This is a genomic window from Anaerocolumna sp. MB42-C2 (assembly GCF_030913705.1).
Taxonomy (GTDB): Bacteria; Bacillota; Clostridia; order Lachnospirales; family Lachnospiraceae; genus Anaerocolumna.
Window position 1 is genome coordinate 2,676,170 of sequence record NZ_CP133190.1, and the last position, 15,662, is coordinate 2,691,831.

The 15,662-nt window shown below is 35.6% G+C and carries 12 protein-coding genes; 2 read left to right on the forward strand and 10 right to left on the reverse strand.

Going from position 1 to position 15,662, the window contains the following annotated elements:
- The 4 genes from RBU59_RS11705 to sfsA all read right to left on the reverse strand — a co-directional run bounded on the left by RBU59_RS11705 (position 1) and on the right by sfsA (position 3,387).
- Positions 1–756 carry a YdcF family protein gene (locus tag RBU59_RS11705; RefSeq protein ID WP_308148045.1) on the reverse strand — a complete coding sequence of 252 codons (756 nt, stop codon included), beginning with the start codon at positions 754–756 and terminating at the stop codon, positions 1–3.
- A 15-nt stretch (positions 757–771) separates the two neighbouring features.
- A complete protein-coding gene (locus RBU59_RS11710; RefSeq protein ID WP_308148046.1) occupies positions 772–1,992 on the reverse strand; it encodes a glycosyltransferase family 4 protein in 1,221 nt (406 codons plus the stop codon).
- A gap of 149 nt (positions 1,993–2,141) precedes the next feature.
- Entirely contained in the window at positions 2,142–2,534 is a 393-nt protein-coding gene (locus tag RBU59_RS11715) for a bacteriohemerythrin (RefSeq protein WP_308148047.1), read from the reverse strand.
- Between the two features lie 169 nt (positions 2,535–2,703).
- Complete coding sequence (sfsA, locus tag RBU59_RS11720) at positions 2,704–3,387, reverse strand: DNA/RNA nuclease SfsA (RefSeq protein ID WP_308148048.1); 684 nt, start codon at positions 3,385–3,387, stop codon at positions 2,704–2,706.
- A 494-nt stretch (positions 3,388–3,881) separates the two neighbouring features.
- Here sfsA and RBU59_RS11725 point away from each other — a divergent pair, with 494 nt between their 5' ends.
- On the forward strand, positions 3,882–4,181 hold the full coding sequence (locus RBU59_RS11725; RefSeq protein ID WP_308148049.1) for a hypothetical protein: 300 nt from the start codon (positions 3,882–3,884) through the stop codon (positions 4,179–4,181).
- Between the two features lie 132 nt (positions 4,182–4,313).
- Here RBU59_RS11725 and RBU59_RS11730 read toward each other — a convergent pair whose 3' ends face one another.
- The 5 genes from RBU59_RS11730 to RBU59_RS11750 all read right to left on the reverse strand — a co-directional run bounded on the left by RBU59_RS11730 (position 4,314) and on the right by RBU59_RS11750 (position 12,382).
- Positions 4,314–5,273, reverse strand: a complete 960-nt coding sequence (locus RBU59_RS11730) for a hypothetical protein (protein ID WP_308148050.1) — start codon at positions 5,271–5,273, stop codon at positions 4,314–4,316.
- A gap of 1 nt (position 5,274) precedes the next feature.
- The gene (locus RBU59_RS11735) at positions 5,275–5,790 is read right to left on the reverse strand and encodes a sigma-70 family RNA polymerase sigma factor (protein WP_308148051.1); all 516 of its coding nucleotides are present in this window, start codon (positions 5,788–5,790) and stop codon (positions 5,275–5,277) included.
- Between the two features lie 212 nt (positions 5,791–6,002).
- Complete coding sequence (locus RBU59_RS11740) at positions 6,003–7,757, reverse strand: ABC transporter ATP-binding protein (RefSeq protein ID WP_308148052.1); 1,755 nt, start codon at positions 7,755–7,757, stop codon at positions 6,003–6,005.
- A gap of 125 nt (positions 7,758–7,882) precedes the next feature.
- Complete coding sequence (gene pfkA, locus RBU59_RS11745; RefSeq protein WP_308148053.1) at positions 7,883–8,857, reverse strand: 6-phosphofructokinase; 975 nt, start codon at positions 8,855–8,857, stop codon at positions 7,883–7,885.
- A gap of 36 nt (positions 8,858–8,893) precedes the next feature.
- Positions 8,894–12,382, reverse strand: a complete 3,489-nt coding sequence (locus tag RBU59_RS11750) for a DNA polymerase III subunit alpha (RefSeq protein ID WP_308148054.1) — start codon at positions 12,380–12,382, stop codon at positions 8,894–8,896.
- 337 nt (positions 12,383–12,719) lie between these two features.
- Here RBU59_RS11750 and RBU59_RS11755 point away from each other — a divergent pair, with 337 nt between their 5' ends.
- A complete protein-coding gene (locus tag RBU59_RS11755; protein WP_308148055.1) occupies positions 12,720–13,775 on the forward strand; it encodes a DUF1796 family putative cysteine peptidase in 1,056 nt (351 codons plus the stop codon).
- Between the two features lie 107 nt (positions 13,776–13,882).
- Here the strand turns inward: RBU59_RS11755 and RBU59_RS11760 are convergent, their stop codons facing one another.
- The gene (locus RBU59_RS11760) at positions 13,883–15,361 is read right to left on the reverse strand and encodes a polysaccharide deacetylase (RefSeq protein WP_308148056.1); all 1,479 of its coding nucleotides are present in this window, start codon (positions 15,359–15,361) and stop codon (positions 13,883–13,885) included.
- Positions 15,362–15,662 lie beyond the last annotated feature (301 nt).

Here is a 15,662-nt window from a genome sequence, read left to right on the forward strand (position 1 = left end):
TTATATATTACCCACTAATTTATCCTTTACAATAGCAAAAAATTCCCTTACATAATAATTTAATACTAAAATATCTTTAGTAGGTGCTCCTAAGCATTTAACATTATCCAGCCCAAGTTTTTTGGCAATACTCACAGCCCGAAATACATGGAAACGATTTGTAACAATAACAATGCCATGACATCCCTTAGGCAGCAGTTCTTTGCTGTATAGCAGATTTTCATGGGTGTTGGTGGATTTATCCTCCATAAGGATACGTGATGAATTAATTTCTTTGCTGATAAGATACTCTTTCATCGCTTTTGCTTCTGTTATATCCTCACCATACCCCTGACCTCCGGATACAATTATCTTCGTATTTTTATTATCAACCAGATAATCATGAGCCGTATCCAGCCTGTTTTTTAACGCTTTAGATAAAGCGGTTCCCTTAACCTGGGCACCAAGTACGATAACATAATCCGCTCCGGAATCTGGCTGTTTACTCCCATAACAGATAATTACTCCCTCAACCAGCAGAAAAACAGCCATACCAAACAGGAACATAATTGAAACTCCATATTTGAGATACTTTGGGATTTCAAGCTTATGAGCAGAAATAAACCTTAGCATAAAATATATTATCATAGAGCCTATTGCGGCAATAATCCAGAACCATAAAAATGAGGTATTAATACCAGTATAGGATACAATTGCAATCGTGTATCCTATACTGAGTAATCCAATTATTAAAAATATAAAAGCCATTATGTTCATCAAATTCTCCAATTATCAGGTATGGAACAAATGGTTTATTTTTTTAGTTTCATAAGCTGCCCGCTGCTCGGATATAAAATCCCGCTGCATCACTTCTTCATATACCATTTCCACATTTTTTGCAAATTCTTCGGAAGAATACTTTCTCATTCTTAATTTTGCATTTTCTCCATAAGAGATTCCATTGTTATTAAAAAAGATAGCATCCAAACCTTTAAAAAGTTCATCCCGGTCTGTAAAATCATAACCATTCCAGCCAGGTTCCAGTATATCATCCAGACACTTATCCTTCTTAGCCACTACAGGCAGCCCTGCTGCCATAGCCTCAATATAAGTGAGACCCTGGGTTTCACTCTGAGAGGCACTTACAAATACATCTCCTAATTGATAATAAAGACCGATATTATCCCATGGTTTGGGTCCGGTGAATATTATTTTATCCATCATATTCATATCAGCCGTAAGCTGTTTTAAATGCTCCATTTCAGGACCGCCGCCGACAATCACAAATTTCACCTGATTTCTTTCTCTCATATATTCCGGCATCGCTTCAATAATTTCACCAATATTTTTCTCTTTTGAGATTCTTCCCAGATATAAAAGGACTTTATCGTCCGGTTTAATCCCAAATTCCTCTCTTAATTTTAATACATCTTCTTTTAGATGCAAATCGGGATTAAATTTTTTTAAGTTAACACCTGTAGGAATTACTGATATTTCCCTGAATACACTGTACTTTAACAGTAATTCCCTTACCTTTTCAGTTGGTACAATTACCTGCTCTGCAGTATTGCAGCATATTTTCGTAAATACTCTTACGAAGGCTTTCGCTCTTTTGTCCAACAGTTTCCTATGGGTTAAATAATGCGTATAATCTTCATAAATAGTATGATAGGTATGGACAGTAGGTATTTTCAATTCTTTTGCCATAATCCGTCCAAATATACCCAGTGAAAATTCGGTATGTGTATGTATTAAATCCAGATTCAGTTTTTTAATAAGCGAAGCTAATTTCGGCTGGTAAAACAGGCCTACTCTTCGTTCCGTAATTAAGATGCAGGGCAGACTGGGCACTCGAAAAACATTATGCTCAAATTCCGGTGCTCCCGGTGTAGTGGTTGTAAAAACATATACATTATGCCCGATTTCCTCCAATTCCGTTTTAAGCATATATACAGAATTTGCTACACCGTTAATTTCAGGATAATAAGTCTCTGTAAACAAACCAATATTCAATGATAATTCTCCTCTTTCCTATATATAATACCTGGCTCAATGGAATGCTGCAAATGATTCCAACTAATTACTTAAATAATTACCATTATATAATAACGAAAAATTCTTAAATTTTATATAATAAAAAATTTAAGAATTTATTAGTTTTCTCAAGCTTGTCCGATTAGTTTATCCTTTTCCAGGATGTGATGCACAAGCCAGTCATTTAAGAATTCCAGCAAATCAACCAGGGTGCCCGCCTGATTGTGGTCCATCTGATCAAAATTAATGGCTTCCAGCTTTTCAATAAAATCGTTATGTTCTATCTTGTGGGATAATAACTTTTTATATTGTATGCTCTGCATATAGGCTTCTTCATCTGAAAAATGTTTGATAGCATAATCTTTCAGACCTATAATGATACTGACTATATGATCAAACTTATCCGCTATAAAATCGTCTTTTAATACCTGATATGCCTCATCCGCCAGCCGGAATAATTCCTTATGTTCTTTATCAATCAGTTCAATGCCGGTATAATATTCGTCTTTCATTTCATACATAATTGCCTCCATTTCTGCGCACGTTATGCGCATCTGAAATTAATGCCGAGAAATAGACAGGTACAAATTATAAAGGTTAACAGTGAATTACTTTCACACTTTATACCCATGTACCCCCCACAGGCCATCCGCAGTATTACCACTTATCTACGGCGAAATGATTTGTTAGTTAACACAGATTAATCGGTACCTCGTTACGTATAACCATTTTATCAACTGTTACCTCACAATCCATTGCCATAATGTGCACACCCTCTTTTGATGCCTCACGTAAGGCTTCCCCAAATGCCGGATCGGTGGCATCGTTTGGTTTAAAGTATAATACGTCTTTCATTTGTATTACTAAGATAAGATATGCCTGGTACCCCTCTTTCCTGCACTGGCATAATTCTTTTATGTGTTTCACACCTCGTATTGTCGGTGCATCGGGAAATAATACTATGCCATTATTCTCTAACGTGACCCCCTTTACTTCCATATAAATCTTTTCCTGTTTGGTTTCCAGATAAAAGTCAAATCTGGAATTACCATAAGGCTTCTCCGGTTTCAGATAAGTAATATCATGAAATAAGCCACCCTTTTGCAGCCATTCGTAAACCGCCTTATTAGGCGCCTGTGAATCTATATTAATAATCCGTTCTCCTTTTTTCACCCCTATAAGTGAAAACATCGTTTTTCTGGCCGGATTATCTGATTTCTGCACATAAACCGTTACGCCCGGGATTAAAAGTTCTCTGCACCGCCCGGTGTTTTTGACATGGCAGGTATTTACACAACCGTCTATTTCTACAAATGCTATGAATCGATTGGGTCTTGATAAGAATATCCCAGTCAGCATATTTTTATATTTCATAATGTACCCCATGCTTTTCGCAAGTTAACTTTAGAAATTGCTTAAATAGAAAGTGAAAATTGCTTTTCATTTTCACCCCAACTCCTGTCAGGTTTAATGTCATTTTTCTGTAATATTTCAATTATATCATTTCTAAAATTTTGAATCAACTTATTTTCCATATATACGAAAAATAAATGATACAGTTCAGCCTATGTACCGGGAGGAGTTTTTTGTAAGTGCAGCAAATTATAAATCCCGGAAATCATAATTTCCGTGTATCATTGGCTGCATTTTAGCCTTATTGAGTCTGAACTGTAAAAAATAAATTATTTTGTAACACTATTATATTTTATTGTTTTTTTGGTAAAAATTTAGATAAGTTTTACTTTATTTTTTCACCCCTTTCCCTTATAATGGAATTGATAACTTATTTTAGTAAAGAATTTTATTTAAACTGTATAACAAATAACAGTAATTGCATATACTGTTTATCGAAAGGAAGTATGAATCGCATGAAGAAATTTGGAAAGTTTTTATTTGGTACAGTATCCGTTGCAACTGTTGCATGTGGTGCTTATTATTTGTACAAAAACTTAGTAAATAAGGACTCTTCTGATGATTTTGATGAATTTGAAGATGAATTCGAAGACTTCGATGCTGAAGACGAGGATACCACTGATCAAAATAAAAAAGATACCAGGGAATATGTTTCTATTAATATTACTTCAGAAGGATCTGACCAAGGTTCTTTTGAGGATAAAGTATCCGCAGCAGATACTGATTCTGAAGAAAAAGATGTTGCAGAAGATTAATATAGTCAACCCGGAAAAACCGCTCGTTCCTGTTAAGAATGAGCGGTTATCTTTATCTCTTTGTTGAAAAGCTTTTGTCGGGCGTACCGTAAGACATAAGATATATCTTTACCATTGGATTTTAATTTATTTTTATTCCTTACTCATTTTATAAAATTCTTCCATTTGTTTGATTAAAGTATCCATATTTTCTGTACTATATATAAATACTTGTGGTTCACCGCTTTTATTTTTCTGTTCTACCCGAATCGTATCCCCAATCATAATTGTATAAGCCAGCTGATTTGGTACTACAATTTCAGCTTTGTAAATCCAATCATCATTATTGCCGTTATCTTTTGTATTACTTTTTGTTAATGGGTAACCGTCCAGTATATTATAGAAGTCATTTACTTTTATACCAGTATCTTTTAATGATTCATCGGTTTCTTTTAATGGTTTACCGGTTATTTTTAAGGATTTGCCGGTATCACCATTTTTTGATAAGTTAAATGTTGTAACCGTATCATAGGTGATTGGATACATTACAGAAAAAAGATCTCCTCCATAGACAGAACCGGTGCCTCCGCCTGTTTTATTCGTACCTTCTTTATTCGTATCTTCTTTAAGCTCCGATGAAAATGTGGTAATATCAGCAGAATCAGCCACGTCACTTTCTTCGGCAGAGGAACCCGTAATTTCACTGCTTTTGGCACTATTATTTAAAGACGGCGTACCATCGGCTGCCGCACTGTATATTTCCATGGTTGCTGCTTCTTCTGAAGCTTTTTCGGTTGATCCGGCATCCATGTTGATTTGAGCATCTTCTTTATTTCCTGTAAACCCGTTTTGAAGTACATTAATTCCGACAATCAGTACGGCAATAGCTGCTGCTGCACTAACAAGTCTTCGAACTGGGAAATGCTTTATTTTCTTTAACTCTTTTGGCTGCTCTTTTTGTGGAGCGGAATTCTCGATTGCTTTTAGGGTTCTAGCGATTAAATCCTCCGATACTGTTACGTTATCCATGTCAAAAGAGGCATTCAGATGGTCTTTTATACGTAAATCATCTAAATCACCGGGAAGGCTATTATTTTTATTATTCTTATCCACCTTAAATCCTCCCTTCAAGGCAAAGCTTAAGTTTTTCTTTCGCTCGGGACAGTCGGCTTTTTGCTGTTCCTTCTGCAATGTGCAAAAGTCCTGCGGCTTCACTTATGGTCATATCTTGAAAATAGACACATAGCAAAACGTCTTTATATTTATCCGGCAGTTTCATAACTTCCTGGCGGATCAGCCGATTTTCATCCTGTTGTTCTACCGCTGTAAAATCATCTTCTCCTGCCATGGTATTTTCCTGGAATTCCGTAAAGGGTTTGACTCTTTGGTTCCATGCGCTTTTCAGATAATCTTTACAGGTATTGATAGTAATACGTATAATCCATGTCTTAATACTGCTGCCACCTTGAAAGGTCTCAAGTTTTTGATTTACTTTAATAAAAACATCTTGGAAAATATCTTCTGCCAAATGACTATCCTTTACATACATATATGCTGTTCGGAGTACGTCGTTTCCATATTCTCTCATCAATGTCTCAATGTCGTAAACCGATTCTTTGTCCTCGTACATTGATAACTTCCCCCTATATATTTACGCGGTAATATTTCGCTCCATCTCCTATTCTGTATCGATACAATTTAGTGAGCTGTCCGGTATCATGTAAGCAATAGTTTGAACCGGACAATGTACTCGTTCCGTTTTAATGATAGCCGCAGTATTATTATACTATCAACTATTAGACGATGGGAATGAAATATTGGTTCCAATAATAAACTGTTAATTTAAGCCAGATTTTGTTCTGTTCCCTGGGTTAATTTATACAAACCTGCATAGATTCCGTTCTGTTCTAAAAGCTGGGCATGCGTTCCTCTCTCTTTAATCCCGTCTTCCGTCAGGACGATGATGTTTTTAGCATTACGAATCGTTGAAAGTCTGTGGGCAATAACAAACGTAGTTCTGTTTTTTGCAAGTTTTTCCAAAGATTCCTGTACAACCTTTTCACTTTCATTATCAAGGGCAGAAGTCGCTTCATCAAAGATTAGTATGGGCGGATTTTTAAGAAATACTCTAGCGATACTAAGGCGCTGCTTCTGTCCGCCGGATAATTTGACTCCGCGCTGCCCGATATATGTATTGTATCCATCCGGAAGCTCCATTATAAATTCGTGTGCATTGGCATTTTTGGCGGCTTCTATAATTTCTTCATCCGTAGCTTCCAGTTTACCATATCGGATATTGTCCAGTACCGAACCGGTAAAAAGATATACGTCCTGTTGAACAATTCCTATATTTTTTCTCAAAGAACGTAATTTAATATTTTGAATATCCGTACCATCTAATAGAATCCTACCGGAGGTGGCTTCGTAAAACCTTGGAATAAGGCTGCAAATCGTTGTTTTACCTACACCGGAAGAACCGACTAAAGCCAAATAATCCCCTGCTTTCACTCTCAGGTTAATATTACGGAATACATCTGTTTTTGTATCATTATAACGAAATGATACGTCCTTAAATTCAATGTCTCCCTTAACCTCCTTAAGGGTAACGGCGTCTTTCTTATCAACAATATCCGGCTGGATCTCCATGATTTCCATAAACCGGTCAAACCCGGTGATCCCGTTTTGAAATTGTTCTGTAAAATTAATAAGTTTCCGAACAGGCTCAATGATATTATTGATATATAGTAAAAATGTCAGTAAATCACTTAGTGCTATAATATCATTTGCCATAAGGACTGCACCGCCTATGATTACTGCAACATTGATTAAACTGGTAAAAAAACCAAGACCGGAATGAAACGTTGCCATCTGCCAGTAGCTGTTACGCTTGCTCTCCACAAAACGTCGGTTTCCGTCATGGAATTTATCCATTTCTCTGTTTTCATTGGCGAAGGACTTAACGACTCGGATACCGGATAAATTATCTTCGATCTGGGCATTAATTTCTGCTATCCGCTCCCTGTTTTTACGGAATGCCTGATTCATTTTATTTTTCATGTGATAGGCAAAGATAAACATAATGGGAATAAAAGCAAAAACAATTAACGTGATGGGCAGATTTATATTAATTAATATAATAAAAGCACCCACAAATTTAATAATGGATATCACGATATCTTCCGGACCATGGTGGCATAATTCCGTAATATCAAACAGATCATTGGTAATTCTGGACATTAACTGGCCGGTTTTCTGATTATCATAAAAATTAAAGGATAACTTCTGATAATGTTCAAATATATCATTACGCATATCATATTCCATTTTGGCGCCCATAACATGCCCCTGATATGCAATATAAAAATTACATACCATTTCCAATAAGGCTAACCCAATCATAAGAAACGATAACTTAATGATGGTATGCATCACTGCATTGATTTCATAATTCACCAGCAGATCATTGGTTACATATCTGACTATTAACGGATATACCAGCGATATTCCCGCTGCTGTTAATGCAAAGAACATATCCGACAAAAACAAACCCATATATGGTTTATAATAGGATAAAAATTTTTTAAATTTATTACTCATCTTTTCCCCCTGTTTATAGCAATTTTAATAATTTAAAATATAAAAAGCCTGACCGTTAGAATTACACTTAGGTTTTAAGTGGTTTTTAAGTCAGGCTTTCGTTTATGAATCAATTGTATTATTAATTATCTGGACAATGTTTTAGACATGTCATATAAATATTGATCAATATCTTTAGTCATGGCAAGAGCTTCTTTTACATCGTAATCTACATATTTACCGTCTCTGTAACCTACTACGCGGTTAGTAGCTCCTTTGCATAATAATTCAACACCATAAGCACCCATAGCAGAAGCATGTACTCTATCGATGCAGGTAGGGCTTCCGCCTCTTTGGATATGACCGATAATAGTTGCTCTCGTTTCCATACCGGTAGCTGCCTCGATTCTCTTAGCCATATTATTAGAATCGCCGATACCCTCTGCATTAACGATAATGTAATGCTTCTTGCCGGATTTTCTTCTTTCAATGATCTTATCTATAATCTTTTGTTCATCATAATCATATCGTTCAGTAACTAAGATATCTTCCGCTCCGTTGGCAATACCGCACCATAAAGCGATATAACCGGCTTTTCTGCCCATAACTTCAATAATACTGCATCTTTCATGGGAAGTTGAAGTATCTCTTACCTTATCAATTGCTTCCATAGCCGTATTCACTGCCGTATCAAACCCAATTGTATAATCGGTACATGCAATATCCAAATCGATGGTTCCAGGTATCCCTACTGTATTAATTCCTCTTACGGCAAGATCGGCTGCACCACGGAAAGAACCGTCACCGCCGATTACCACCAGACCGTCAATGCCATGCTTTCTACAGATTTCAGCAGCTTTATCCTGACCTTCTGTAGTCATAAATTCCTTACTTCTGGCAGTATAAAGAATTGTACCACCTCTTTGTATAATATCAGAAACGCTTTTTGCATCCATATCAACTATATCTTCTTCTAATAGACCGCTGTATCCTCGTCTGATACCTTTAACTTTTAATCCGTTTGCTAAAGCGGTTCTAACAACTGCTCTGATCGCTGCGTTCATACCCGGTGCATCACCACCGCTTGTTAATATACCTATTGTTTTTACTTCATTTGCCATTACGTCCACCTCCAAGAAAACTAAATTGCTTATATTTTAATCTATTTTTCTAGCTTTTTCAATACTATTTTCAATTACTTTTATATTTGCTTCCGAATATATTTGTTTTAATTTATCAATCAGTTCTACTTCTGCCTTAATCCCCATACTTTTAGGCAGGTGTTTTATAGCTTTTTCACACTCCAGATAGATACATATACTATCCGTACCGTCATATTCGCTTAGTATGGTATATAACCTCTGTTCATCTTCTACAAATTTTTCTTTATTGGGATACTTTATCCATATAACTTTTGGTATACTGTCAAAAGGTATCATAGACTGACAGATTAATTTAGCGTTTTTTTCTTCTTCAACTGCTATTTTTCCCCTTACCAGTACTTTATTATCCTCCACAAGAAGCATTTTATATTTATCGTAGTCTTTCGGAAATATGATAATTTCAACTGCTCCCACCATATCTTCCAAGGTAATGAAAGCCATCATGGAATTGGTTCTTGTGGTTTTAATCGTTTTCCCGGTTATAATACCTCCAACAGTTGCCATCTCTCCATCATTTACCTTTGTTTCATTCGTCTCTTCATCAATGGTAAAATCCATGGTAGTTGCCGTTATATTTTTCTTAAGTAAATCTGTGTAAGCTTCCAGTGGATGACCGCTGACATATATACCCATAACCTCTTTCTCAAAGGAAAGTTTCTGCTCTACGGTATATTCTCCTACCTCCGGCAGATTGGTCTCATATTCCGTTTTCTCCTCTACCTCTGCAAAATCAAATAATGATATCTGACCGGTCAGATTCCGTTTCTTGGTTTGGGCCACATCATCAAGCACCTGAACATAGATCATCATTAATTGCTTTCTGGTACCTTGCAGGCTGTCAAAAGCACCGGATTTAATGAAGCTTTCCACCGTCCTTTTATTTACCTCTTTACCGGAAAGACGTTCCGCAAAATCTCTTAAGCTGGTAAACTTACCGTTACTTTCCCGTTCTTTTACTACTGCTTCAATCACAGGGCGTCCCAGACCTTTAATCGCGGATAATCCATAGCGGATTGCACCGTCCGATACGGAAAAAGTGCTGTCTCCTTCATTAATATCCGGAGGAAGTATTTTGATTCCCATCTGTCTGCAGGTAAAAATATATTCTGCCACTTTTCCTGGGTTGTCAATTACGGAAGTCATTAAGGCAGCCATAAATTCAACCGGATAATAGCATTTTAAAAATGCTGTCTGATAAGCTACCACTGCATAAGCAGCCGCATGGGACTTATTAAAAGCATATTTTGCAAAGTCTGTCATTTCATCGTATATATGGTTTGCGACCTCTTCCGATATCCCATTTTTAATACAGCCGGGAACCTTCTCTTCTTCGTTACCATATACGAAATTGTAACGTTCCTTTTCCATGACGGAGGCCTTCTTCTTGGACATGGCACGCCGCACTAGGTCACTTCTGCCATAACTGTATCCGGCCAGGTCACGAACGATCTGCATAACCTGCTCCTGATAAACGATACAGCCATAGGTCGGTGACAAAATGGGCTCCAGCTGCGGGCACTCATAGACAATATTACCTGCCTGATGTTTACCTTTGATATATTTAGGGATAAAATCCATAGGTCCCGGACGATAGAGTGCATTTCCTGCGATAATGTCCTCCAAATTACTTGGTTTTAATTCTTTCAGGAAGTTTTTCATACCTGAACTTTCAAACTGGAAGATACCGTCTGTTTTAGCGGAGGCAAATAAAGCATATACATTTTTATCATTGTAATCGATCTTATCGATATCTATTTTATCTTCCTCATTACGTTTTTTATTAATCAAACGGACCGCATTCTGAATAACGGTTAAGGTTCTAAGTCCTAAAAAGTCCATCTTAAGAAGTCCCAGTTCTTCCAAGGTCGTCATAGTAAACTGGGTGGTGACGGAATCATCGGAAGCCCGGGAAAGGGGTACATATTCCATGACGGGTGCCTTACTGATTACTACTCCGGCCGCATGCATGGAGGTATGCCTTGGCAATCCCTCCAAACGTTTGGACATATCAATTAAATATTTAATATCCTCATCATTTTCATATAGTGCCCTTAAATCCGCATTCTGCTTTAAAGCCTTTTCTATGGTAATTCCAAGCTCTGTGGGGATCATCTTGGCAACGGTATCAACTCTGGCATATCCTAAGTCCAAAGCACGTCCCACATCGCGGATAACAGCTCTGGCAGCCATGGTACCGAAAGTTACAATCTGAACCACCCGGTCTTTGCCGTATTTTTCAACAACATAATCAATTACTTCCTGTCTTCTCTCAAAACAGAAATCAATATCGATATCAGGCATAGTCAAACGTTCCGGATTCAAAAAACGCTCGAACAACAAGTTATATTTAATCGGATCAATATTGGTGATTCCCAGTGAGTAAGAGACAATACTTCCGGCAGCACTTCCTCTTCCCGGTCCAACCATAATTTCATGATCTCTGGCATATTTAATAAAATCACCAACGATTAAAAAATAATCTACAAATCCCATACTCCGGATGGTTTCGATTTCATAATCCAGACGGTCAATCAATTCCTTAGAGGGATCCGGATATCTTTTATATAAACCCTCATAACATAATTTTTTTAAATAGTCCAATGCCGAAATGCCTGCCGGCACATCGAATTTGGGAAGTTTATATTCTCCGAACTCTATTTCCACATGACAGCGCTCTGCTATCTTATGTGTATTTTCCAAAGCTTCTATAGCATAGGGGAAGATTTTTAACATCTCCTCCGGTGACTTTAAGAAATATTGTCCGCCCTCATAACGCATACGATTTTCATCTGTTACTTTCTTCTGAGTCTGGATACACAGCAGGATATCATGAGCAGCAGCATCACTTTCCAAAGTATAATGAACGTCGTTGGTGGCTACTAAAGAGATTCCGGTTTCTTTACTCATTCGCAGTAATCCCTGGTTTACGGTTTTTTGTTCCGGTATTCCATGATCCTGCAGTTCTAAAAAGAAATTATTCTCGCCGAATACTTCCCTAAGCGACAGAGCTGCTTTTTTTGCTTCCTCATAAAAACCCTTGCGGATATTACTGGCTATTTCACCGCCGAGGCAGGCACTTAAAGCAATAATACCCTCGCTGTACTCTTTCAAAACCTCATAATCAACTCTTGGTTTATAATAAAATCCCTCTAAAAAACCTTTGGATACAATCTTCATTAAGTTGGAATATCCTGTATTATTTTCGGCCAGCAAAACCAGATGATAATAGCGGTCGTCGGAGGAATTGGCTTCCCGGTCAAAACGTGATCCCGGCGCTACATAAACTTCGCACCCTATTACAGGTCGGATTCCCTCCGCCAGGCAGGCACGGTAGAAATCAATTACGCCATACATAACACCATGATCCGTAATTGCCATACTGTCCATACCTAATTCCTTAGCTCTGGCTACCATCTCTTTAATCTTGCCGGAACCATCTAATAAACTGTATTCTGTATGTAAATGCAAATGTGTAAAATTCATATTAATCCTTACCTTTCTGGTATATAAAACTATTATATTTATAGTTTTATAGAAAGAGTTTTTAGGTATATACTCTCTTGTATTATATCATATATATGTAAAATTTCATAATAAAAAATCGGTAGGTTTGTTTCAGTTACAATGATCATATAAAATATATTTTGGTAATATTTTGATAAAGTACTATTGTAAGTTGGTGGACTTTACTATACAATAACTGCATACTTAGATATTTTACTATTTTTCTACAATAAAGGTAAGACAGTTTTGATAAACTATTGATTTTATGGATTTAAATTTACTAATATTTTATTTATTACTTAGGAGGATGTATTAAATGTACGATTATTTTATATCTTTGGGCTGTTATTGCGGTATAGCCGCAAGTATGAGTGCTTTAGGATTGCGTTCACAAAGTGGGCCTTTTGATTGGTGTTCATCTGATTTTAATGGAGTTATCGATTGTATCAAAAATGAATTTGTTGATATGTTGGATGTTACAAATTTACAAATTATTAGAGATAAACCGCGTCATTTTCTTGATACAAAATATAATTTTTACTTTATGCATGAATTATCAGTATCGGAGACTTTAGAAGAGAAATATTCAGATATTTTATCAAAATATAAAAAAAGACAAATTACTTTTTTAGAAATGATTCATAAACCAACATGTTTTATTAGAGCTATAAGAAATGAAATAGAAATAGAATATATAAAAAATAATTCTGATACTATTATAAAAACTCTGCGAAAATATAATCAACGAAATAATATAATTTATATAGTAACTGAAAATCTTAAAGAACAGGCCTCTTTTCTGCATCCTTATATTATTAATAAATATAGCGGCGAGTCTAAAGAAGCTCTTATGGGTACATTTGAACAGCGTAATGATGATTTAAAAATATTTTGTTTAAATAATATAAATAAAACTACTCTTGTTAATAATTTATATTTCGAAAAAGAAAAGCAGGAAAAACAATTGAACGCCTTTAAATTACGTTATTCATTAATTAATCAATTGTTAACAATTAAAAATAATAACATCAGATTAAAGCTACCGGAAGATTATTATCAAAGTAATCAAAGAGAAATTATAATATATGGAGCTGGTAATATTGGAAAATCTATATATGAAGAAATCAAATCATATACGAATATAAAATGCTTTATAGATCAATTCAATTCAGATGTTTATTATGATAATATACCTATTATTAGTTTGAAAGATTTAAAACAATTAAATATAATGTCCTCTAATTTTGTAATTATCATAACTCCAATTTGGGATATAGAAAATATAAAAAAAACTATAAAATGTTTTTTAGGCGATATGGAATATAAAATAATATCCCTTCAAGATGTTTTAAATTTGTCAAACCAATTATAATTTAAATTGTTCTCATTCTAAAAAAGCAATTACATAATATACATTACTGCATATTATGCAATTGCTTTTTTATGTTATTTAATAGTTTATTTCATTTAAACCGTTAATTATTTTAATTCCGGCCTGGAGGGATCCACGATCTTACTCAGATCAAATAAGTCTTTTAATCTTTCCGGAAATTGCAGCATAGCCTGTCCATCCAGGGGTCGTCTGGTCATTCTGACATAATCATCATGGACCTGAATCCATGGATCTTTATATACACCGCAGAAATAATCAAATCCAAGTTTCTTAAGATATTTGAATTTATCACTGCTATAGTGACCCAAAGTAGTTTCTATATCAATTCCAAACGGGAAAATATAGATATCCGTCGGTCCGATCAGCTCGCCGACTTCTTTCATCCACCGGTCTGTATCCTTGACCGTAAAACTGTTGGTGGCTTTAAACATATCACGGTGTCCATAGCTGTGGGATGCAAATTCCCAGCCCCATTCTTTCATCACTTCAGCTATTTTTTTAACTGTTTCCCTATCCTGTTTATAAGTCGGTGAGGTCGGATCATTGGTTCGATACCCCATACTTCCTTCATAACCGGTCAAGGCGATAATACCTTTTGCACCTTTATAGGAGAAATCCGGATGTTCGGCAATAAAACTTTCCACTATGGGAACCATATCATAATCCCCTACGGAAACTGTACCATCATCCAATTTCATCTCCGTGGATGGTCTGCCGTTCTCATCAATAACGATTCGTGAGGCAAATCCATCATCGCTCATATATTCATAGTAGTTCACATCATCTTGTGAAAGTACAAATGGTTTTTTATCGGGAGGAAGCATAATATTACCGGGTTTAAATTTTGTTTTGCCGTCATCTCCTTTTCCCTTTTTTGCAACATCATGTATACTTACAAGTACATAACCATCATCATACATCTGCTGCATCATAGCTTTGAATTCCGATATGGTAGTCATGTAATAATTATATCCGTTCGCTTCATAGTCCCCATCAAATGCTTTTTTGGTATCTGCAATCAGACTGTGAAAGAAAATATGATTAATCTGGTCTACTGAGTCATAGGCTCCCAATGGCTCCAAGGTTTGTTTTGTAGCTTCATAACCTGCAATCGCATTAGTTAATTTTTCATAATCCTTATAATTAGCACCGAAACTTTTTATTAAATCGATGGCACCGTCATAGTCATAACCTAATGCCATTCTATCTGCTTTTGTTATTAAATCAGATATCTTTTTCTCCGCTGCTTTTTTCTCTTCCTCAATTCTCTGTGCTTCCTGCTGCTCCGGAGTCAGAGTAGGCTCTGCGGTATCTTTCGTATTATCTTTATTATTATCACCGGTTGTATTTAGACTACTTCCCGGTTTACCAGACTTATTCCCGCTGTTCTTATGAAATCCCGGAAGAACCAGGTAAGCATAACCTGCAATAACAATACATAAAACGATAGCTTCAATAATTAATAAATTCCGAAACTTTTTATTTTTAAACCTATTCGAATTATTTGTGTTCATAATAGAACCTGTGTTTTTCGGTTTTTGTTCAAATCCGCTTTTATCAGCCATCTTCATTTCTCCTATTTTTACCTCTACACTTTTGTTCCTATTTTCAATAAATTTAATATGATTTATTTCTATGTTATTATGTCAAATATTTTACAATTGTATCCTCATACTTATAATCCGTCAAATAATACATAAAAATAAAACTATAAATTCACAAAAAAATATCTTACAAAAATCAATAATTAATATGTACCAACTTCTATATTATAGCATATCCAATTTTTTATTTGTTTAATATTTTATTAATTTATATTTCAAATAAATTGCGATTTTAATTCTTTTTTATTAACTTGGAAGATTT